Origin of the sequence: Saccharothrix sp. NRRL B-16314, from assembly GCF_000716595.1 — a bacterium.
In the GTDB taxonomy this organism is placed as follows: Bacteria; Actinomycetota; Actinomycetes; order Mycobacteriales; family Pseudonocardiaceae; genus Actinosynnema.
Map to the genome: position 1 here is coordinate 163,381 of NZ_JNXC01000003.1, position 19,528 is coordinate 182,908.

Annotated in this window: 24 protein-coding genes; 17 read left to right on the forward strand and 7 right to left on the reverse strand. The window is 71.2% G+C overall.

Annotated features, from left to right (window positions below; translation table 11 throughout):
• The first annotated feature begins 117 nt into the window (after positions 1-117).
• The 10 genes from OQ02_RS07760 to mutM all read left to right on the forward strand — a co-directional run bounded on the left by OQ02_RS07760 (position 118) and on the right by mutM (position 6,506).
• On the forward strand, positions 118-1,197 hold the full coding sequence (locus OQ02_RS07760; RefSeq protein WP_033437592.1) for an MBL fold metallo-hydrolase: 1,080 nt from the start codon (positions 118-120) through the stop codon (positions 1,195-1,197).
• 26 nt (positions 1,198-1,223) lie between these two features.
• Positions 1,224-1,790, forward strand: coding sequence for a 16S rRNA (guanine(966)-N(2))-methyltransferase RsmD (gene rsmD / locus OQ02_RS07765; RefSeq protein WP_033437593.1), 567 nt, complete (start codon positions 1,224-1,226; stop codon positions 1,788-1,790).
• 54 nt (positions 1,791-1,844) lie between these two features.
• Entirely contained in the window at positions 1,845-2,327 is a 483-nt protein-coding gene (coaD, locus tag OQ02_RS07770; RefSeq protein ID WP_033437594.1) for a pantetheine-phosphate adenylyltransferase, read from the forward strand.
• Positions 2,328-2,391: 64 nt separating this feature from the next.
• A complete protein-coding gene (locus OQ02_RS07775; RefSeq protein WP_033437595.1) occupies positions 2,392-2,820 on the forward strand; it encodes a ribonuclease domain-containing protein in 429 nt (142 codons plus the stop codon).
• Between the two features lie 87 nt (positions 2,821-2,907).
• Entirely contained in the window at positions 2,908-3,624 is a 717-nt protein-coding gene (locus tag OQ02_RS07780) for a DivIVA domain-containing protein (protein ID WP_033437596.1), read from the forward strand.
• 115 nt (positions 3,625-3,739) lie between these two features.
• Complete coding sequence (locus tag OQ02_RS07785; RefSeq protein ID WP_033437597.1) at positions 3,740-4,327, forward strand: YceD family protein; 588 nt, start codon at positions 3,740-3,742, stop codon at positions 4,325-4,327.
• A 2-nt stretch (positions 4,328-4,329) separates the two neighbouring features.
• Positions 4,330-4,512: a 50S ribosomal protein L32 gene (gene rpmF / locus OQ02_RS07790; protein ID WP_033437598.1), complete on the forward strand. Its 183-nt coding sequence runs from the start codon at positions 4,330-4,332 to the stop codon at positions 4,510-4,512.
• A gap of 30 nt (positions 4,513-4,542) precedes the next feature.
• Complete coding sequence (gene rnc, locus OQ02_RS07795; protein ID WP_051772028.1) at positions 4,543-5,370, forward strand: ribonuclease III; 828 nt, start codon at positions 4,543-4,545, stop codon at positions 5,368-5,370.
• A 7-nt stretch (positions 5,371-5,377) separates the two neighbouring features.
• A complete protein-coding gene (locus OQ02_RS07800) occupies positions 5,378-5,608 on the forward strand; it encodes a hypothetical protein (protein WP_033437599.1) in 231 nt (76 codons plus the stop codon).
• 10 nt (positions 5,609-5,618) lie between these two features.
• Complete coding sequence (mutM, locus tag OQ02_RS07805) at positions 5,619-6,506, forward strand: bifunctional DNA-formamidopyrimidine glycosylase/DNA-(apurinic or apyrimidinic site) lyase (RefSeq protein ID WP_033437600.1); 888 nt, start codon at positions 5,619-5,621, stop codon at positions 6,504-6,506.
• A gap of 17 nt (positions 6,507-6,523) precedes the next feature.
• Here the strand turns inward: mutM and OQ02_RS07810 are convergent, their stop codons facing one another.
• Complete coding sequence (locus OQ02_RS07810) at positions 6,524-6,961, reverse strand: MarR family winged helix-turn-helix transcriptional regulator (RefSeq protein ID WP_033437601.1); 438 nt, start codon at positions 6,959-6,961, stop codon at positions 6,524-6,526.
• A 253-nt stretch (positions 6,962-7,214) separates the two neighbouring features.
• Between OQ02_RS07810 and OQ02_RS07815 the strand changes: the two genes are divergently transcribed.
• Positions 7,215-7,892, forward strand: coding sequence for a response regulator (locus OQ02_RS07815; RefSeq protein ID WP_033437602.1), 678 nt, complete (start codon positions 7,215-7,217; stop codon positions 7,890-7,892).
• A gap of 4 nt (positions 7,893-7,896) precedes the next feature.
• On the opposite strand, the gene OQ02_RS07820 is transcribed toward OQ02_RS07815, so the two are convergent.
• Entirely contained in the window at positions 7,897-9,000 is a 1,104-nt protein-coding gene (locus tag OQ02_RS07820; RefSeq protein ID WP_051772029.1) for an NAD(P)/FAD-dependent oxidoreductase, read from the reverse strand.
• Positions 9,001-9,070: 70 nt separating this feature from the next.
• Here OQ02_RS07820 and OQ02_RS07825 point away from each other — a divergent pair, with 70 nt between their 5' ends.
• On the forward strand, positions 9,071-9,601 hold the full coding sequence (locus OQ02_RS07825; RefSeq protein WP_033437603.1) for a GNAT family N-acetyltransferase: 531 nt from the start codon (positions 9,071-9,073) through the stop codon (positions 9,599-9,601).
• 6 nt (positions 9,602-9,607) lie between these two features.
• Here OQ02_RS07825 and OQ02_RS40775 read toward each other — a convergent pair whose 3' ends face one another.
• The 3 genes from OQ02_RS40775 to OQ02_RS07840 all read right to left on the reverse strand — a co-directional run bounded on the left by OQ02_RS40775 (position 9,608) and on the right by OQ02_RS07840 (position 11,493).
• On the reverse strand, positions 9,608-10,099 hold the full coding sequence (locus tag OQ02_RS40775) for a hypothetical protein (RefSeq protein ID WP_051772030.1): 492 nt from the start codon (positions 10,097-10,099) through the stop codon (positions 9,608-9,610).
• A gap of 136 nt (positions 10,100-10,235) precedes the next feature.
• Entirely contained in the window at positions 10,236-10,745 is a 510-nt protein-coding gene (locus OQ02_RS43610; protein ID WP_033437604.1) for a hypothetical protein, read from the reverse strand.
• A 25-nt stretch (positions 10,746-10,770) separates the two neighbouring features.
• On the reverse strand, positions 10,771-11,493 hold the full coding sequence (locus OQ02_RS07840; RefSeq protein WP_051772031.1) for a CAP domain-containing protein: 723 nt from the start codon (positions 11,491-11,493) through the stop codon (positions 10,771-10,773).
• A gap of 37 nt (positions 11,494-11,530) precedes the next feature.
• On the opposite strand from OQ02_RS07840, the gene OQ02_RS42235 reads away from it, so the two are divergent.
• From OQ02_RS42235 to add, 5 genes are all read left to right on the forward strand, one after another.
• A complete protein-coding gene (locus OQ02_RS42235; RefSeq protein ID WP_081915458.1) occupies positions 11,531-11,827 on the forward strand; it encodes an acylphosphatase in 297 nt (98 codons plus the stop codon).
• 33 nt (positions 11,828-11,860) lie between these two features.
• Positions 11,861-12,367, forward strand: coding sequence for a sigma-70 family RNA polymerase sigma factor (locus OQ02_RS07845; protein ID WP_081915488.1), 507 nt, complete (start codon positions 11,861-11,863; stop codon positions 12,365-12,367).
• Complete coding sequence (locus tag OQ02_RS07850) at positions 12,364-13,011, forward strand: zf-HC2 domain-containing protein (RefSeq protein WP_033437607.1); 648 nt, start codon at positions 12,364-12,366, stop codon at positions 13,009-13,011. The genes OQ02_RS07845 and OQ02_RS07850 overlap by 4 nt, the downstream gene beginning before the upstream one ends.
• A gap of 58 nt (positions 13,012-13,069) precedes the next feature.
• A complete protein-coding gene (smc, locus tag OQ02_RS07855) occupies positions 13,070-17,161 on the forward strand; it encodes a chromosome segregation protein SMC (RefSeq protein ID WP_197043242.1) in 4,092 nt (1,363 codons plus the stop codon).
• A gap of 222 nt (positions 17,162-17,383) precedes the next feature.
• Positions 17,384-18,418, forward strand: coding sequence for an adenosine deaminase (gene add / locus OQ02_RS07865; protein WP_033437608.1), 1,035 nt, complete (start codon positions 17,384-17,386; stop codon positions 18,416-18,418).
• On the opposite strand, the gene OQ02_RS07870 is transcribed toward add, so the two are convergent.
• On the reverse strand, positions 18,404-19,102 hold the full coding sequence (locus OQ02_RS07870) for a lysophospholipid acyltransferase family protein (RefSeq protein ID WP_033437609.1): 699 nt from the start codon (positions 19,100-19,102) through the stop codon (positions 18,404-18,406). The two genes, add and OQ02_RS07870, sit on opposite strands and share 15 nt — an antisense overlap.
• 14 nt (positions 19,103-19,116) lie before the next feature.
• Entirely contained in the window at positions 19,117-19,452 is a 336-nt protein-coding gene (locus tag OQ02_RS07875) for a hypothetical protein (protein ID WP_033437959.1), read from the reverse strand.
• Positions 19,453-19,528 lie beyond the last annotated feature (76 nt).

Here is a 19,528-nt window from a genome sequence, read left to right on the forward strand (position 1 = left end):
TTCGACCAGCCCATGGCACCCGAACCCATGTCAGATCAAGCCTCGTCGGTCACCGGCGGGTCCGCTGTGCGTGGGCGTGGTGGGAACAGGGGTGTTCGGTCGGTCGTTGGACGCTTCATGAACAAGGTGACCGCTGGACTGCTCGCTCTCACGGCCGGGGCCGTCGCCTGGGCGGCGCGTGACGTGCCCTCGGCGATGGGTGGGAAGCCCGGTGGTGCGCGGGTGCTGCGGTCGCCTCGGTACCGGGACGGGAAGTTCCACAACGATTCGCCGACCCGGACGATGCCGGAGGGCGCGGCCGGGACGTTCCGCGAGTTGTTGTTCGGGGGTCAGCAGAGGCACCCGGTGGGTTCGGTGCCGTTGGTGCCGCCGGTCGCGGGGACGCCGGACGGGCTGCACATCACCTGGTACGGGCACGCGTCGGCGCTGATCGAGATCGACGGCGCGCGCGTCCTGGTCGATCCGGTGTGGAGCGACCGGTGCTCACCGTCCCCAGTGGTCGGTCCTCGCCGGCTGCACCCGGTACCCCACCAGCTGGACGAGGTGGGGCAGGTCGACGCGGTGGTCATCTCGCACGACCACTACGACCACCTGGACCTGCCGACGGTGCGGGCGTTGACCCGGGACCAGGACGCGGTCTTCGTGGTTCCGCTGGGCATCGGCGCGCACCTGCGGCGGTGGAAGGTGCCCGAGCACCGGATCGTGGAGCTGGACTGGGACGAGTCGCACGAGGTGGCGGGCGTCACCCTCGTCGCGACCGCCGCGCAGCACTTCTCCGGTCGGGGCTTCAAGCGGGACAACACGCTGTGGGCGTCGTGGGTCGTGAAGGGGCCACGGCACCGGGTGTACTACAGCGGCGACACGGGCTACTTCGACGGCTACAAGCGGATCGGTGAGGAGCACGGGCCGTTCGACGCCTCCCTGATCCAGATCGGCGCGTACGGGCCGGGGTGGCCCGACATCCACATGACGCCGGAAGAAGGAGTGGCCGCGCACCGGGACGTCCAGGGCGGCCTGCTGATCCCGGTGCACTGGGCGACCTTCAACCTCGCGTTCCACGACTGGTCCGAGCCCGTGGACCGGGTGTGGCGGGAGGCCAAGGCGTCCGACGTCCCGCTCGCGGTGCCGCGGCCGGGTGAGCGGATCGACGTCGACCAGCCACCGGCGGTCGACGGGTGGTGGCAGGCGCTCGGGTGAGCCCCGGGCGGTGAGACGATGACCGGGTGACCAGGATCGTCGCGGGCGCCGCGGGTGGCCGGAAGCTGCAAGTGCCCCCACGCGGCACCCGTCCTACTTCCGACCGCGTGCGGGAGGCGTTGTTCAGCTCCCTCGAAGCGTGGGTCGACCTGGACGGCGCCACCGTGCTCGACCTCTACGCGGGGACGGGGGCGCTCGGGTTCGAGGCGCTGTCCCGGGGCGCGGCTCGGGCCACGTTCGTGGAGTCGGACAAGCGGGCTTCCGAAGTCTTGAAGGCGAACGCCCGGTCGGTCGCGCTGCCCGGAGCGACGGTCCTCAACCGCACTTCCGAGGCCGTCGTGGCCGTGGCGGCGGACGACCCGTGCGATGTGATCTTCGCCGATCCGCCCTACGCGGTGACCGACCGGCAGCTCGACCGGGTGCTCGAAGCGCTGGTCACCAACGGTTGGACGAAACCGGGCTCGCTGATCATCGTGGAACGGGACGCCCGGAGTCCCGAACCGACGTGGCCAAGTCCACTGGAATCCTTGCGCAGCAAGCGATATGGCGACACCGCGCTGCACTGGGCCGAACACGGTGACGCCTCCGGGTGATGCGGACCACGCACCTGAGTGGATGCGTCCGATCGGGTGCTACCGTCCGAAACCATGACGCGTGCCGTGTGCCCCGGCTCCTACGACCCGGCCACCAACGGACACCTGGACATCATCGGCAGAGCCTCGAAGCTCTTCGACGAGGTAGTCGTCGCCGTGATGATCAACAAGAACAAGAAGACGCTCTTCTCGGTCGAGGAGCGCACCGAGATGCTGCGCGACGTGACCGCGCAGTGGCCCAACGTGCGGGTCGACTCCTGGTACGGCCTGCTGGTCGACTACTGCCGCGAGAACGACATCCAGGTCAGCGTGAAGGGCCTGCGCGCGGTCAGCGACTACGACTACGAGCTGCAGATGGCGCAGATGAACTACCAGCTCACCGGGGTCGAGACGCTGTTCATGCCGACGAACCCCATCTACAGCTACCTGGCCAGCTCCCTGGTCAAGGACGTGGCCACGTACGGCGGCGACGTCACCAGCCTGCTGCCGCCGACCATCAAGGACCGGCTCATGGCCCGCCTCGCCGAGAGTCGCTGACCGGTCACACCGGGTTAACCGGTAACCCGTTCTTCTGTCACCCTGCGTGGTTACGTTCGAGAGCATGAGCGAGATCACATCGCGCACCGTGAAGGTGCTGCTCTCCCTGCTCCTGGTCCTCACGGGCGCTTCCACCACCTCCAGCCCGGCTCTCGCCGCCGAGTCGATCGGGGTGGCGCAGGCCGCCTGCGGCGACACGTCGGCCTTCCGCGAGGTCGCCCTGTCCAGCCTGCCGACCCAGGCGACCGACACCGTCCGCCTCGTCCAGCGCGGCGGGCCGTACCCGTATTCGCAGGACAACCAGACCTTCTACAACCGCGAGGGCATCCTCCCGGCCTGCTACACCGGCTACTACAAGGAGTACACGGTCAAGACGCCGGGCATCTCCACGCGCGGCGCGCGGCGGATCGTGACCGGCAACGCGCCCCCGAAGCTGTACTTCTACACGCCGGACCACTACGCGAGCTTCGTCCTCGTGGACATCACCCGGTAGTCGGACACGCCCTGCCGATCTCCCGGCGGCGACGAGATCGGCAGGGCACACTGGGACGGGTACTGCTGTGGGCGCGAGGAGTGAGACGTGTACCGGGTGTTCGAGGCCCTCGACGAGCTGGTCACGATCGTCGAGGAAGCGCGTGGCGTGCCGATGACCTCCGGGTGCGTCGTGCCGCGCGGTGACGTGCTCGAACTCCTCGACGACGTGCGCGACGCCATCCCGGCCGAGCTGGACGACGCCCAGGACGTGCTGGACCACCGCGACGAGCTGGTCGGCAAGGCCCAGCACGACGCGGACCAGGCCCTGAGCAAGGCCCGGTCCGACGCCGAGCGGATGGTCGCCGAGGCGCAGCACGAGGCCGAGCGGATGCTGTCCGAGGCGCGCGCGCGTGCCGAGCGGATGGTGGCCGAGGCCGAGGACCAGGCGCAGCGCACGGTCTCCGCGGGCCGGCAGGAGTACGAGGACCTGGTGGGCCGCGCCCACGCCGAGGCGGACCGCATGGTCCAGGCGGGCCGGGCCAACTACGAGCGCGCGATCGAGGAGGGCCGGGCGGAGCAGGTGCGCCTGGTCGACCGGACCGAGGTCGTGCAGGCCGCGCACGCCGAGTCCGCTCGCGTGCTGGAGGCCGCCCAGACGGAGGCCATCCGGCTGCGCGGCGAGTGCGACGCGTACGTGGACGGCAAGCTGGCCGACTTCGAGGACCTGCTCGCGCACACCCTGCGCAGCGTCGGGAAGGGCCGTTCGCACCTGCGCGGCCCGGCCGTCGCGAGCGCTGCCGCACCGTTCGACTACCGCGATTAGGACCAAGTGAGACCCGACCGAACTACGTTCCACCTGCCGATTTCACGTCGACGCCGGTTGTCCCGTACCCTTGACCGGCTGGTCGTGGTAAGTCCCCGATCGCACACCAAACATCATGTCTGAGCATCGTCACGCCTCCGCGCGTCCCACAGCGACCGGGCCCTGGGTCATCGACACCAGGGACCTCGGGCGTCGTGCGGGCTCCAGCCGCGGTCTGCGCAGGACGGTGCCCGCCGAAGGCCTCGGCCTCGCGGGCGTGATCGAGGTGCCGTCGGGTGGCAACGTCGAACTCGACCTCCTGCTGGAGTCGGTGGTCGAAGGCGTGCTCGTGACGGGCACGGCCGCGACGGAGGTCGAAGGGGAGTGCTCGCGCTGCCTGGAGCCGCTGTCGGAGCAGGTCGAGGTGGAGCTGACCGAGCTGTACGCGTACCCGGACAGCACCACCGACGAGACCACCGAAGAGGGCGAGGTCAGCCGTCTGCACGACGACCTCCTCGACCTCGAACCCGTGGTGCGCGACGCCATCGTGCTCGCGCTGCCGCAGGTGCCGCTCTGCTCGCCGGACTGCCTCGGGCTGTGCGTCGACTGCGGCGGCAAGCTGGCTGATCTCGGCCCCGATCACGGGCATGAGACGATTGACCCCCGTTGGGCCGCGTTGCAAGAGCGGTTCGACGGGAATCGTGACAATCCAGAGGAGAACTAGTCGTGGCCGTCCCGAAGCGGAAGATGTCGCGCTCGAACACGCGCTCGCGCCGCGCTCAGTGGAAGACCAGTGCCGTGCACCTGGTGGCTTGCCAGAACCGGGCCTGCCGCCAGCCGAAGCCGCAGCACATCGCCTGCCCGACCTGTGGCCAGTACGACGGCCGCCAGGTCGTCCAGCCGGCCTGATCACCCCTCTGGCGAAGGTAGCGGCGAATCGTGGGGGGTAGGTCGTCGCGCGGTCGGTCCGCCGACCGCGCCCCGTTGATCGAAGCGCTCGGCGTCCCCTTGGACGCCGAGCTGCTGACGCTCGCGCTCACACACCGGTCGTACGCGTACGAGAACGGCGGTCTGCCGCCGAACGAGCGACTGGAATTCCTCGGCGACGCGGTGCTCGGCCTCGTCGTCACCGACCACCTGTACCTGACCCACCCGGACCTGCCCGAGGGGCAGTTGGCCAAGCTCCGCGCGAGCGTGGTCAACATGCACGCCCTGGCCGGTGTGGCCCGTGGGTTGGGTGACGACGGGTTGGGCGGGCACCTCCTGCTCGGTCGTGGCGAGGAGCTGACCGGCGGCAGGGACAAGGCGAGCATCCTCGCGGACGGCCTCGAAGCCGTCATCGGCGCGGTGTACCTGCAATTCGGCATAGAGACCGCGCGTCAACTGGTCCACCACCTGTTCGACCCGCTGCTGGCGGAAGCGCCGCTGCGTGGCGCCGGGCTGGACTGGAAGACCAGTCTGCAAGAGCTGACCGCCTCGGCCGGCCTGGGCGTGCCCGAGTACCGGGTCGACGACCAGGGTCCTGACCACCGCAAGGAGTTCACCGCAACGGTGCACGTCGGTGGCCAGGCCTACGGCACCGGCGATGGGCGGACGAAGAAGGAAGCCGAGCAGAAGGCGGCCGAGGCCGCCTACCGGGTGCTGCACGAACGGGTACGCGCGGAGCAGGAGCTCAGCGCGTCCGGGAACGGCCACGCACCCGACTCGGCGGGCAACCAGACTTCACCCCAGGCTTTACCTCAGGCTTCACCTACTCAGGAAGACTGACGCCGAAATGTATGCCACGAACGTCCGGACGAACCGGCGCGCGCACCACGCGCGCTCGTCCCGCCCGCTGAACGCCAGCCGCAACGGCGGCATCCAGGGCCTGGTCCTCGTGCGCGACACCGCCCAGGCGGGCGGCTGGATGCTCAAGCCGACCAAGCCGCAGGCCGCCGCTTACGAGATGCTCGAAGAGCTGGAGCGCGCCGAGGTCGAGGCCGCCGAGCACGAGACCGAGGACTGATCACCCGGCCGTGCCCGAGTTGCCCGAGGTAGAAGTAGTCCGCCGAGGTCTGCACGAGCACGTGGCCGGAAGGACGGTCGCTTCGGTCGACGTCCTGCACCCGCGCGCAATCCGCCGCCACCTACCCGGTGCGGCGGATTTCGCCGTGCGCTTGACCGGTCAGCGCCTCGAAGCCGCCCGCCGGCGCGGCAAGTACCTGTGGATCGACCTCTCGGGTGGCGAAGCGGTGCTCGCGCACCTGGGTATGAGCGGCCAGATGCTGGTCCAGCCCGGGGACGCGCCGGACGAGAAGCACCTGCGGGTGCGGGTCCGGTTCACCGACGACGGCCCTGAACTGCGGTTCGTCGACCAGCGCACGTTCGGTGGCCTGGCGTTGGCCGACCTCGTGGAGGTCGACGGGACCTGGCTGCCGCAGCCGGTGGCGCACATCGCGCGTGATCCGATGGACCCGGTGTTCGACCCGGACGCGGCCGTGGCGGCGTTGCGGCGGCGGCGCACCGAGATCAAGCGTGCGCTGCTCGACCAGACGCTGGTGTCCGGCATCGGGAACATCTACGCGGACGAGGCGCTGTGGCGGGCCAGGCTGCACGGACTGCGTCCGGCGGACCGGCTGACCAGGCCCAAGGCCGCCGAGCTGCTGGAGCACGCCACCCAAGTGATGCACGAGGCGCTGGGGCAGGGCGGCACGTCGTTCGACGCGCTCTACGTCAACGTGAACGGCCAGTCGGGCTACTTCGACCGGGCGCTGGCCGTGTACGGGCAGGAGGACGAGCCGTGCCGGCGGTGCGGGACGCCGATCAGGCGCGAGCCCTTCATGAACCGCTCGTCGTACTCGTGCCCGCGCTGCCAACCGCGCCCCCGCCGAACTGATCGGGCAGCGGTGGCCGTGCGCGGCTGATCCGTCGCGGGGTGGGGTCACCGCGGCGCCGGGTCGGCGAGTCTGCGTAACAACGGGGTGGCGCATCTGAGCGCTTCCCGCTCCTCCGCGGACAGCCGGGAAAGCCTCTCCGACAACAACTCCGCCTCGCCGTGCGCCAATGATAGGACGGTGTCCCGCCCGAGGACGGTCAGCTCGACGATGGTGGCCCGCCCGTCGGCGGGATCGGATTCGCGGCGCACCAACCCACCGGATTCGAGGCCCGTGACCACCGTGGTCGCCGTCGGCTGCGAGCACAGCGCGCGCACCGCGATCTCGCCGATCCGCATCGGTCCCTTCGACGCGAGTTCCGCGAGCACCAGCAGTTGCGTGGGCTGGAGCCGCCGAACGGACGAGGACTGGCGCAGGCTCCGGATCAGCCGGTGCACGGCGACCACGAGTTGTAACGCGTCCTGATTGGTCAGGCTGGTGGTCATCAGACCTCCTCGTGGCTCACTGTGAGTGAGCAAGTGTCCGAATTCGGACGAGACATTCGCACTATCGCAGTACAGCTGTCCAGTGCATGGATTCATTCGCACCCGGATGTACTCACGCTTTCCGCATGGATGCGGAGAGGAGTCCGGCAGAACGGCTAAAAGGTGTTCGGCTGCGCGTCAAGGGAACGTCAGGAAGTTCGCCGAACGTAGTCGACCGCGGTGTCGCCGCCCGTTCCGGGCGTAGTGTCTCAGCGTGACAAAGGTGCTGGTGGTCGATGACGAGCCGCAGATCGTGCGGACGTTGCGGATCAACCTGTCGGCCCGCGGCTACTCGGTCCTGACCGCGCACGACGGCACGACGGCGCTCGAAGTGGCGGCCGAGGGCAAGCCGGACGTGGTCGTGCTCGACCTGGGCCTGCCCGACGTGGACGGCACCGCCGTGATCACGGGCCTGCGCGGCTGGACCACCGTGCCGATCATCGTGCTGTCCGCGCGGGTCGACTCCGCGGACAAGGTGCAGGCGCTGGACGCGGGCGCCGACGACTACGTGACGAAGCCGTTCGGGATGGACGAGCTGCTGGCCCGGCTGCGGGCCGCGGTGCGCCGCTCGGCGGTCGTGGAGGGTGAGGACGCGGTCGTGGAGACGGCGTCGTTCACCGTGGACCTGGCGGCGAAGAAGGTGCGGCGGGACGGCGCCGAGGTGCACCTGACGCCGACCGAGTGGGGCCTGCTGGAGATCCTGGCCCGCAACCGGGGCCGGCTGGTGGCGCAGAAGCAGCTGCTCCAGGACGTGTGGGGTCCGGCGTACGAGAAGGAGACCCACTACCTGCGGGTGTACCTGGCCCAGCTGCGGCGCAAGCTGGAGCCGGAGCCCGCGCATCCCCGGCACCTGGTGACCGAGCCGGGGATGGGCTACCGCTTCGAGCCGTGACGGTTCAGCCCGTCGGCAGGGTCGGGTGGCGCTCGAACACGAGCGTGGCGCGGCACACGAGTTCCTTGTAGAACGCCGCCTTCCGGCCGGTGAGGACGCTCTCCTTGGGGCTGTCGTCGGCGTTGACGAACTGGATCAGCCCGTCCCGGCGGCCCAGGCTGACGCACTGCTGGACGTACCGGAAGTCGATCGGGGCCGGCTGCTCGCCGTCGAGCCGCTTCGCCAGGCCCCGCAGGGCCTTCTGCGCCGTCGGCAGACCGGTCGCGCACGCCATCCGGAGTTCCAGCCCGTCCGACCGCTTGATCGCGGCGGCGTCGCCGATGCCCATGACGTCCGGGTGGGAGGTCGACGTGAGGGTCCGGTCCACCACCATCCGGCCGTGGTCGTCGACCGCGAACCCGGCCCGCGCCGCCAGGTCCGGCACGCGGAAGCCCGCCGTCCACACGACCGCGTCGGCGGCGATCCGCTCACCGCCGTCGAGCACCAAGCCGTCGGGGCGGACCTCACCGACGTTCGCGTGGTCGCGCACCCGGACGCCCAGCCGGTCGAACGTCCGGCGCAGGTGCTGCCTGCCCTTCTCCGAGAAGGACTGGCCGAGACCGCCCCCGGTGACCAGCAGGACGTCCAGGTCCGGGCGCGACTCGGCCAGTTCGGCGGCGGTCTCGATCCCGGTCAGCCCACCGCCGGTGACGGCGACCGTGCGCGCGTTCCCGAGGGCCGCGGCCAGCCGCTGGGCGTCTTCCAGGGTGGACACCGCGTGCGCGTGTTCGGCGGCGCCGGGGACGCCGTCCAGGTTCGCCTCGCTGCCGACGGCGTAGATCAGCCGGTCGTAGGACAGCATCCGGTCGGTGAGCTGGAGCTTGCGGGCGTCGGGGTCGATGTCGGTCACGCGGTCCACCACCAGCTCGACGCCGGTGCCCTTCACGAGGTCGGCGAGCGGCAGGTCGCGCAACGACTGCCCGGTGGCGAACTGGTGGAGCCTGATCCGCTCCACGAACCGGTCCCGCGCGTTGACCAGGGTGACGCGGGAATCGGTCCACTTCGCGGCCAGCTTGGCCGCGGCCAATCCCGCGTAACCCGCTCCGACCACCACGATGTGCTCTGTCATTGTTCCCGTCCTTTCGTCAAGGGGGGAGCGAGACGGAAGGCGTGGTGGTGACGGGATTAAGGTGTGAACCGTGTCACAAGTTTCGGTGGTCCACACCTGGCAGTTGCCCGAGTCCGCGATCGTCGCCGTCCGGAAACTGCTCGACGAGGCGTTCGACGGCGATTTCGGCGCGGAGGACTGGGAGCACACCCTCGGCGGCGTGCACGCCCTGGTCCGGGACGGCGACGAGCTGATCGGCCACGGCGCGGTCGTGCAGCGCCGGCTGCTGCACGCGGGCCGGGCGCTGCGGGCCGGTTACGTGGAGGGCGTCGCGGTGCGGGCGGACCGGCGCCGTCAGGGCGTCGGCGGGGTGGTGATGGCGGCCCTGGAGGACGTCGTGCGGGGCGCGTACGACATCGGCGCTCTCAGCGCGTCGGAGGACGCGTTGGAGTTCTACGCGGCGCGCGGGTGGCAGCGGTGGCGGGGCAGGACGTTCGCGCTGACGCCCGTCGGGACCGAGCGGACCGAGGAGGAGGACGACGGGGTGTTCGTCCTGCCGGTCGTGCCGCTCGACCTGACCGGGGACCTCACCTGCGACTGGCGTGACGGGGACCTCTGGTAGCGGGCACTACGGCCCGGTCGTCGTGGCCGTGGTGGTGACCGAGGAGGACTGGGACGTCGAGGGCGCGGAGGACGTCGGCGGGTTGCTCGACGGCTGGGAAGTGGACGTCCGGGTGGTCGGCTGAGGCCCCTCCGTCGTCGTCGTGGTCGACTCCGCCGTCGACCCGATCGGCTGCTCGGCCTCTTGCCCGCCCGGGTGCGGCTGCGGCTGGGGAGCCTGTTCCTCGTGCTTCGAGCCGGGTTGGGAGCGCTGCTTCGCGGCCACCTGGGTGGACACGGTGACCACCACCGTCGCGGTCCGGCCGTTCGGCAGCTGGGTCACCGACGTCGCCTGCTTCGCTTCGGTCCGGAGGTCCGGTGGACCGGGCGTCGGCTCGTTCGGGGCCAGCATCGACGCGAAGGCCGCGATCGCGGTGGCCACGACGACGCCGCCCGCGGCGAGCAGCACCAGCGACGGGAACTTCTGCTTCGGCGCCGCTTGGGGGTCTTCCTCGAACACACCATCTCCCTGTGGGAAACCCGGTTGGGATGGTCACGTGTTCGGGTTATCGGCCCGGCGGGCCGGACTCCTCAATCATTCGAACGGTCCTCCACCCGATGGTGTGGAGGACCGTTACCCGCTCCGGACGACCTCGTTACGCCCCGCTCGGCGGATCGGCCGGCACCGTGGTCGTCGTGGGCGGCGCCACCGTCGTGGTGGTGGTCGGTGGGGGCGTGGTCGTGGGGACCGTGGTCGTCGTGGTCGTCGTGTTCACGGGGGGCTTCGCGGTGGTCGTCGGCTGCGGCTGCGGCTGGGGGTCGTCCACCGTGGTGGTCGTGGTGGTGCCGTCCGGCCTGGTCACCGTGGTGATGCGGGTGCGGCGCGACGGAGTCGTGGTGGTCGTCTCGGTCGTCGTCGTGGTGGTCTCGGTCGTCGTGGTCGGGCTGATCGACGACAGCGAGGACGTGCGGGAGGGCGCGGTGGTGCTGCTGCGCGAGACGACGTCCTCGACGGGCAGTTGGCCCGCCGGCGACGCGTCCGTGCTCGCGCCCGCGAAGGACGCGACGGTCGCGAAGATCGTCGACACGGCGACACCGGACGCGGCCAGCAGCACGTGTGGCGACACGCGCGGTCGGGTGCGCTCGGGCTCCGGGGTCTCGTACAACGGTTCTCCCAATGTCGTGGCTTCTCTACCAGCCGAAGTTCTGGGTCCAGGTCCAGGCTCGGGTGTCCAGTCCCACGCCGATGGTGGTGAACCCGCAGTTCAGGATGTTGCGCCGGTGCCCGTCCGAGTTCATCCAGGAGTTCATGACCTGCTCGGCGGAGCGCTGCCCCTTGGCGATGTTCTCCCCGCCGGGGCTCGGGTAGCCCGCCGCGCGCATCCGCTCGGCGAAGTCCACGCCCTCGGGGGTGGTGTGCGAGAAGTAGCCGCGCTCGGCCATGTCGGTGCTGTGGCCCTGCGCCGCCTTGACGACCCGGTCGTCCACCTTCAGCGGCTTGCAGCCGGCCAGGTCGCGCGCCTCGTTCACCAGCGCCAGGACCTGCTGGGCCTGCGGCACGTCGGCGGGCGGCGGCGTCGTGGTGGGCTCGGGTGACGGCTCCGGCGTCGTGGTGGTCGTGGTTGGGGCCGTCGTGGTCGTGGTGGTCGGCTCGGCCGTCGTCGTCGAGGTGGTGGTCGCGGGCGGCGGCGGCGCCTGGGTGGTCGGCCGGACCTCCGGCTCACGGGTCGGGGCGGGCAGGCCGACACCGCCGGCGCCGATGTTGTCCGCACCCGTGCTCTGTGCTGCGCTTTCCCCGACGAACGGGGCGAGCCGGCCCGGGTCGGCGAAGGCGACGCCGGTCGCACCGGCCGCACCGAGGAGCAGGCCGACGAGTCCCCCGATCACCGATCGGTTACCGCGCCGTGCTGTCACGGTCGCGCACCGTACCACTAACGGGTGAAATGACAGGATGGCTGTTGTGGCTGGAGCAGAGCGAACCGTGCGCCTCACCGCTTGGGTGCGGGGTCACGTGCAGGGTGTCGGATTTCGGTGGTGGACCCGCGCACGGGCGCTTGAGCTGGGCCTTGTCGGTTCGGCGTCCAATCTCCGCGACGGCAGGGTCGAGGTGAACGCGGAGGGTGCGGAAGCGGCGTGCCGGGAATTGCTGGTTGCACTCCGTTCGGGCGATACCCCCGGCCGGGTGGACTCGATCGTGGAACGTTGGTCGGAGGCCCGCGGCGGGCTGAACGGTTTCGTCGAACGTTGAACGCCGAACGGCCCGGTGGCGTACTACTTCGATGTGGACCGTGGCGAAGATGTCGTCAGGCAGCTGTACGGCCGTTGGCGCGGCCCGCTGCACGGCTACGTCCTGCGTCTGGTCGGCGGTGACCACCAGCACGCCGAGGACGTGGTCCAGGAGACGCTGCTGCGCGCCTGGCGGCACGCCGACGAGCTGACACCCGCCGACGCGGGGCCGTGGCTCTACACGGTGGCCAGGAACCTGGTCATCTCCGGCTTCCGCAAGCGCGGCGGGCGCAACTCGGAGGTGCCGATCGAGCCCGGTGACCTGCCGCCGGTCGCGGACGAGGTGGACCACGTCCTGCAGAGCTGGCAGGTCGCCGAGGCCCTGCGCGCCCTGAGCGCCGACCACCGCAACGTGGTCGTCGAGCTGTACTACCGGCGGCGTTCGGTCGCCGAGGCGGCCACGGTGCTCGGCATCCCGCCCGGCACGGTCAAGTCGCGCTGCTTCTACGCCCTGCGCGCGTTGCGCGACGCGCTGGAGGAGCGGGGGGTCACGGAGTCATGAGCTGCGCCCAGACCGTCGCGCTCGGCGCGTACCTGCTCGGCTCCCTCGACCCGGCGGAGCGGTCGTCGTTCGAGCGGCACGTGCGGGGCTGTTCCACCTGCCGCCGGGAGATGGTGCGGCTCGCGCCGCTGCCGGGGCTGCTCAGCCAGGTCCAGCTGTCGGACCTGGAACTGCCGTTCGAGGACCCGGGGCTTGAACCGGACCTGTGGCCGTTGCCGGTGGCGGCGGAACCCGAGCCGCCGGCACCGCGCAAGCGGCGGTTGTCGCTGCTGGTCGGCGCGGCGGTCCTGGCGGTGCTCGTCACCCTGGCCGCGGTGCTGGTGCCGCGGTTGACCGGCGACGACGGTCCCGCCACCGTGACGTGGCACGCGACCGACGGCACCTCCGGCGTGGTGGCCAGCGCGGACCTCGTCGGCAAGTCCTGGGGCACCGAGCTGTGGATGAAGATCGAGAACATGCCCGAGGGCGTGCGGTGCATGCTGGTCGTGCACGACCGCGCCGGGCGCACCGAGATCGGCGGCTGGTGGAGCACCGACCACGCGCCGGACGAGCGCATCCCCGGCTCGACCTCGTTCCCGGTGGACCGGATCGAACGGCTCGACCTGGTCGTCGACAAGCAGGTGCTGGTCTCGGTTCGGCCGTGATCCCGCTGGTCAGCGTGCCTACGACGTCTCAGGCGCCCGCACGGGTACGCTGCCCCGCGTGCACCTCAAGAGCCTGACGCTGAAGGGCTTCAAGTCCTTCGCCTCGGCTACCACGCTGCGCTTCGAGCCCGGCATCACGTGCGTCGTCGGACCGAACGGGTCCGGCAAGTCGAACGTGCTCGACGCGCTGCGCTGGGTGATGGGCACGCAGGGCGCGAAGGACCTGCGCGGCGGCAAGATGGAGGACGTCATCTTCGCCGGCACGTCCGGCCGCGCACCGCTTGGCCGCGCCGAGGTGACGCTGACCATCGACAACTCCGACGGCGCGCTGCCGATCGACTACGTCGAGGTGTCGATCACCCGCCGGATGTTCCGCGAGGGCGCCACCGAGTACGAGATCAACGGCAACTCGTGCCGGCTGATGGACATCCAGGAGCTGCTGAGCGACTCCGGCATCGGCCGCGAGATGCACGTGATCGTCGGCCAGGGCCAGCTCGCCGCGATCCTGGAGTCGAAGCCCGAGGAGCGGCGCGCGTTCGTCGAGGAGGCCGCGGGCGTCCTCAAGCACCGCAAGCGCAAGGAGAAGGCGCTGCGGAAGCTGGAGGCGATGCAGGCGAACCTGACCCGCCTCACCGACCTCACCGCCGAGCTGCGCCGCCAGCTCAAGCCGCTGGGCAAGCAGGCCGAGATCGCCCGCCGCGCCCAGACCGTGCAGTCCGAGCTGCGCGACTCGCGGATGCGGCTGCTGGCCGACGACCTGGTGACGCAGCGCGAGTCGCTGGCCCGCGAGGAGCAGGACGAGGCCGCCGCCCGCGCCCGCCGGGCCGAGGTGGAGAAGTCGCTCCAGCTGGCGCAGGTGCAGCAGAACGAGCTGGAGGACCAGGTCGCGGCGGACGCGCCGAAGCTCCAGCAGGCACAGGACACCTGGTACCGGCTGTCGGCGTTGGAGGAGCGGCTGCGCGGCACGGTCCGGTTGGCGGTGGAGCGGGAGCGGCACCTGTCGGCGGCCGTCGACGCGCCGCGCGGCGGGCGTGACCCGGACGAGCTGGAGGCCGAGGCCGAGCAGACCGCCGTGCTGGAGCAGGAACTCCAGGACGCCGTGACGGAGGCGCGGGTCGGGCTGGCCGAGGCCGTGGAGATGCGGGCCGAGCTGGAGCGGATGGTGTCCGCGGCGGAGAAGGCGCACCTGGCCGCCGTGCGGGCGATCGCGGACCGGCGCGAGGGCCTGGCCCGGCTGTCCGGTCAGGTGGAGGCGCTGAGGTCGAAGACGAGCGCGACCGCCGAGGAGATCGAGCGCATGTCGACCGCGCTCGCCGAGGCGGTCGAGCGGTCCGAGGTCGTGCAGCTGGAGCTGGCCGAGGCCCGGGAGACGACCGGGACCGAGGACGAGGACGACATCGGGCTGGACGAGCGGCACCGGCTGGCCGTCGAGGCGGACGACGTGGCACGTCGCCGGGTCGAGGAGCTGGTCAAGGCCGAGCGGGCGGCCGAGCGGGACATCGCGTCGTGGAAGGCGCGGGTGGACGCGCTGTCGCTGGGGCTGACCCGCAAGGACGGCGCGGGCGCGTTGCTGGCGTCCCGGTTGCCGGGGTTGCTCGGGTCGGTCGCGGCGCTGCTGACCGTGGAACCGGGTGCGGAGGTCGCGCTGGCGGCGGCGCTCGGGCCGATCGCGGACGCGGTCGCGGTGGCGTCCGGTGCGGACGCGGTGGCGGCGCTGGAGTTGTTGAAGGAGCAGGACACCGGTCGGGCCGGGGTGCTGGTGGGCGGTGCGGCGGTGGGCGTCGACCGGTCCGGCTGGCCCGCGTTGCCCGACGGCGCGCGGTGGGCGGTCGACCAGGTGCAGGCGCCCGAGCCGCTGCGGCCCGCGCTGCACCGGGCGTTGGACCAGGTCGCGGTGGTGGACTCGCTGGTCACCGCGCAGGCGCTGGTCGGCTCGCACCCGTCGGTCCGCGCGGTCACGCGGGACGGCGACGTGCTGGGGGCGGACTGGGCCGTCGGCGGGTCCGGGCGCAGCCAGAGCGTCATCGAGGTGCAGGCCGCGGTGGACGAGGCTTCGGAGAAGCTGGCGCTCGCGGAGCGCGCGCTGGAGCAGTCTGTTGCCGCTCTTGAGGGCGCACGGGCCGAGCAGCAGTCGCGCCGTGCCGAGGTCACCGCGGTGAAGGACCAGCTCAACGAGGCCAAGGTGCGGCGGGCGCGGTCGTCGGAGCGGCTGAACCGGCTGGCTTCGGCGGTGCGCTCGGCCGAGGCCGAGGTGGAACGCGTGCGGGTGCAGCGGGAGAAGGTCGAGACCGCCCGCGAGGAGAACCTGCTCAAGCTCGCCGAGCTGGAGGAACGGCTCCTGGTGGCGCAGGAGCAGCCGCTGGACGACGAGCCGGACACCTCCCACCGCGACGAGACGGCCGCCGAGCTGGCCGCCGCGCGTCAGGGCGAGGTGGACGCCCGGCTGGCGCTGCGGACCGCCGAGGAACGCGCCCGTGCGTTGCAGGGCAAGGCGGAGGGCCTGCGGCGGGCGGCGCGGGCGGAACGCGAGGCGCGGGAACGTGCCCAACGCGCGCACGCGGCGCGGGCACGGGGCGCGGTGGTGGCGAAGGCCGTGGTGCGCGGCGGCGAGGTCGCGCTGGAGAAGATCGCCGCCTCACTCACCCGTGCCGCCGGTGAACGCGACACCGCGCAGGAACGGCGGACGCAGCGCGAGGCGTACCTGGCCCAGATCCGCAACCTCGTCCGCGAGATGTCCGGCGAGCTGGAGAAGCTGACCGACGCCGTGCACCGCGACGAGGTGCTGCGGGCCGAGCAGCGGATGCGGATCGAGCAGCTGGAGACCAAGGTCGCCGAGGAGTTCGGCATCGGCCTTGAGGACCTGGTCGCCGAGTACGGGCCGGACGTGTTCATCCCGCCGTCGCAGCAGGAGGTCGCCGAGTACGAGGCGGCGAAGGAGCGCGGCGAGGCCGTGACGGCGCCGCAGCCGATCCCGTACGACCGGGACACCCAGGCGCGGCGGGCGAAGCGGGCCGAGCGGGACCTGTCGCTGCTGGGCAAGGTGAACCCGTTGGCGCTGGAGGAGTTCGCGGCGTTGGAGGAGCGGTACAAGTTCCTGTCCAACCAGCTGGAGGACATCAAGGCGACGCGGCGTGACCTGCTGACGGTGGTGAAGGACGTCGACGACAAGATCCTGGAGGTCTTCACGTCGGCCTACGAGGACGTCGCGCGCGAGTTCGAGATCGTGTTCAAGGTGCTGTTCCCGGGCGGCGAAGGTCGGCTGGTGCTGACCGAGCCGGGCGACATGCTGACGACCGGCATCGAACTCGAAGCCCGGCCGCCGGGGAAGAAGGTCAAGCGGCTGTCGTTGTTGTCCGGTGGGGAGAAGTCGCTGGCGGCGGTGGCCATGCTGGTGGCGATCTTCCGGGCGCGGCCGTCGCCGTTCTACGTGATGGACGAGGTCGAGGCGGCCCTGGACGACACCAACCTGCACCGGTTGATCGGGTTGTTCGAGCAGCTGCGGGAGCACTCGCAGCTGCTGATCATCACGCACCAGAAGCCGACGATGGAGATCGCGGACGCGCTGTACGGCGTGTCGATGCGGGGTGACGGCATCAGCCAGGTGATCTCGCAGCGGTTGCGCGGCGAGGACAAGCCGAAGCGCGCCAAGGTGGCCGCCGCTGTTCTCGCGGGGAAGATCGCACCGAACCCCACCGACCCCACCCCGACCGCGCCGATCCCGGCCGCCGAACCCGCCTCTGCCTCCCCGATCCCGGCCGCCGAACCTGTCTCTGCCGCGCCGATTGCGGCTGCCGAACCTAGCTCTGCGGCCCCGATCCCGGCCGCTGAAGCCGCCCCGGCCGCTGAACCCGGCTCTGCCGTGCCGATCCCGGCCGCTGAGCCCGCCCCGGCTGCCGAACCCGGCTCTGCGGCCCCGATCCCGGCCGCTGAAGCCGCACCGGCCGCTGAGCCCGCCCCTGCCGTGCCGAATCCGGCCGCTGAGCCCGCCCCGGCCGTTGAAGCCGCCCCGGCTGCCGAGCCTAGCTCTGCCGCGCCGAATCCGGCTGCTGAAGCCGCCCCTGCCGCGTCGAACCTGGCCGCTGAGCCCGCCCCGGCCGCCGCCGATCCCGGCCCTGCCGCGCCGAACCCGGCCCCCGAAACCACTCCGTAGCGCGGGACCGGCCGTCCCCATGCCGGTCGCACCTCATGCCAGCGGACCCATGTCGGTCACCCTTGTGCCCGCACGAACGGGCCGGCTACCGTGATCATCGTGACGGATTTCAAGCTCCCGCTCTACGGAGCCGACACCGAACGCGGCGACCTCGCTCCCTGAGTCGCCCTCCCGCCCCACCGCGCGTTCACCCCGTCACCTTCTCCTCCAGGGAGCCCTCCCATGCCCGGCGCAAGCCTGCCCGCGTTCATCCGTGCCCTGCCCAAGGCGGAGCTGCACGTCCACCTCGTCGGTTCCGCCGGCGTCGACACCGTCCTCGAGCTCGCCCGCCGCCACCCGGACGCGGGCGTCCCGACCGATCGCGCCGAGCTGGAGCGGTTCTACGCCTTCCGGGACTTCGACCACTTCCTCGTCGTGTTCTGGGCGGTGCAGTCGATGCTCAAGGGCAGCGACGACATCCGGACCCTGGTCACCGGCCTGGCCGCCGAGCTGGCCCGCCAGAACGTCCGCTACGCCGAGGTCACCGTCACCCCGTACAACCACCTGCTCGACGGGATGTCCGGCGACGACTTGCTGACCGGTCTGGCCGAGGGCCGCGCCCTCGCGTTCGCCGAGCACGGCGTCGAGTTGGCGTGGTGCTTCGACATCCCGGGCGAGAAGGGCGTGGTCGCGGGACGGGAGACGCTGGTCTTCGCCCTGAGCAACCGCCCGGACGGCCTGGTGTCGTTCGGGCTCGGCGGACCCGAGGTGGGTGTCGGCCGCGCGCAGTTCGAACCGTTCTTCACCGCCGCCAGGGAAGCGGGCCTGCACAGCGTGCCGCACGCCGGCGAGACGTCGGGGGCAGCGACCATCTGGTCGGCGCTGCACGACCTGGGCGCGGAGCGCATCGGCCACGGCACCAGCTGCACGACCGATCCGCGGCTGCTCGCGCACCTGGCCGAGCACCGCATCCCGGTGGAGGTGTGCCCCACCTCCAACGTCCGCACCCGCCAGGTCGAGTCCATCGCCGCGCACCCGGTCCGCCGGATGCTCGACCACGGCCTGGTGGTCACCCTCAACACCGACGACCCGCCGATGTTCGGCGCCACGCTCGAAGGCGAGTACCTGGCCGTCGCCGAGACCCTGGGACTGCTGCCCGCCGAAGTCGCACGGCTGGCCGCGAACTCGATCGAGGCGTCGTTCCTGGCACCCGCGCGCAAGGCCGAACTGCTCGCCGGGATCGATGCCGTGACCGGCCGGGGACTACCGGGCGTCTAGCTGCTTCGCCTCTTCGGGCGTGGGTGCGGTGCCGCCGAGGTGCGCGGGCTGCCACCACTGGCCTTCGCCCGGGTCCGCGTAACGGGCCTGGGCGGAGTCCAGCAGCTCCTGCATCCGCTCGCGCAGCGCCGCGTCGGTGGTCGGCTCCACCGGCTCACCGACGATGATCGTGATCGGCACGTGCCGCTGCGTCAGCGACTTCGGCCTGCCCTTCGTCCACAGCCGCTGAGTGCCCCACACGGCAGTCGGCAGCAGCGGCACGCCGGCCTCCGCCGCCAACCTGACCGCGCCGCTCTTCACCTCCTTGACGGTGAACGACCGGCTGATGGTGGCCTCCGGGAAGATCCCGACGACCTCACCGGCCCGCAGCGCGTCCAACGCCTGCTGGTACGACGCCTGCCCGGCGGCCCGGTCCACCGGGATGTGGTGCATCCCGCGCATCAGCGGGCCGGACACTCGGTGCTTGAACACCTCGTGCTTGGCCATGAACCGGACCATCCGGCGCGCGGGCTGCGCGCCGTAGCCGGCGAAGATGAAGTCCAGGTACGAAACGTGGTTCGAGGCCAGCACGGCCCCGCCGGTGGCCGGCACGTGGTCCGCGCCCTCCACGGTGATCCGCATGTCGAGCACGCGGAACATCAGCTTGGCCGCGGCGATCACCGGCGGGTACACGCGATCTGGCATGCCCCCAGCGTACGTTACTCGTCAGTAGTGCGATCGTGTTCGCGCACGACCCTTGGCACGCCCGCCAAATCCTCCTCGTTGCAGAGCAACTTGAGGGCGTAATACGGCGAGCCCTTGGTGTCGTCGTAGTCCAGGTGGACCGCGATCACGTCGACCGCCTCACCGAGCCAGTCCTGCGTCTGCCTCAGCCAGGAGGCCGCGCGCTCCAACGCGTTAGGCAGGTCGTCATCGCGGAATTCGACCGGCCGGTAGGGGACCTCCTGCACGGTGTCCCGCTGGTTGGCAGGCATCGGTAGGTCTACCGCCACCCCGCTGTCGTTGAGTTCGAGTTGGATCGTTTCCTCGCTCACGGTCTTAGGGTTCCCCACAGCGAAACGCGCGGCAATAGATGTCGGTCATCGGTGACGTCGTGTCGGCGTGTCGATA

Excerpts from the sequence above, each read along its gene's own strand:
- add (WP_033437608.1), top strand. The coding sequence starts at position 17,384 with ATGCCCGGCGCAAGCCTGCCCGCGTTCATCCGTGCCCTGCCCAAGGCG.
- OQ02_RS07800 (WP_033437599.1), top strand. The coding sequence starts at position 5,378 with ATGTATGCCACGAACGTCCGGACGAACCGGCGCGCGCACCACGCGCGC.
- OQ02_RS07775 (WP_033437595.1), top strand. The coding sequence starts at position 2,392 with ATGAGCGAGATCACATCGCGCACCGTGAAGGTGCTGCTCTCCCTGCTC.
- OQ02_RS07850 (WP_033437607.1), top strand. The coding sequence starts at position 12,364 with ATGAGCTGCGCCCAGACCGTCGCGCTCGGCGCGTACCTGCTCGGCTCC.
- OQ02_RS07870 (WP_033437609.1), bottom strand. The coding sequence starts at position 19,102 with ATGCCAGATCGCGTGTACCCGCCGGTGATCGCCGCGGCCAAGCTGATG.
- OQ02_RS07820 (WP_051772029.1), bottom strand. The coding sequence starts at position 9,000 with ATGACAGAGCACATCGTGGTGGTCGGAGCGGGTTACGCGGGATTGGCC.
- coaD (WP_033437594.1), top strand. The coding sequence starts at position 1,845 with ATGACGCGTGCCGTGTGCCCCGGCTCCTACGACCCGGCCACCAACGGA.
- OQ02_RS07785 (WP_033437597.1), top strand. The coding sequence starts at position 3,740 with ATGTCTGAGCATCGTCACGCCTCCGCGCGTCCCACAGCGACCGGGCCC.
- OQ02_RS42235 (WP_081915458.1), top strand. The coding sequence starts at position 11,531 with ATGGCTGTTGTGGCTGGAGCAGAGCGAACCGTGCGCCTCACCGCTTGG.
- OQ02_RS07760 (WP_033437592.1), top strand. The coding sequence starts at position 118 with ATGAACAAGGTGACCGCTGGACTGCTCGCTCTCACGGCCGGGGCCGTC.
- OQ02_RS07810 (WP_033437601.1), bottom strand. The coding sequence starts at position 6,961 with ATGACCACCAGCCTGACCAATCAGGACGCGTTACAACTCGTGGTCGCC.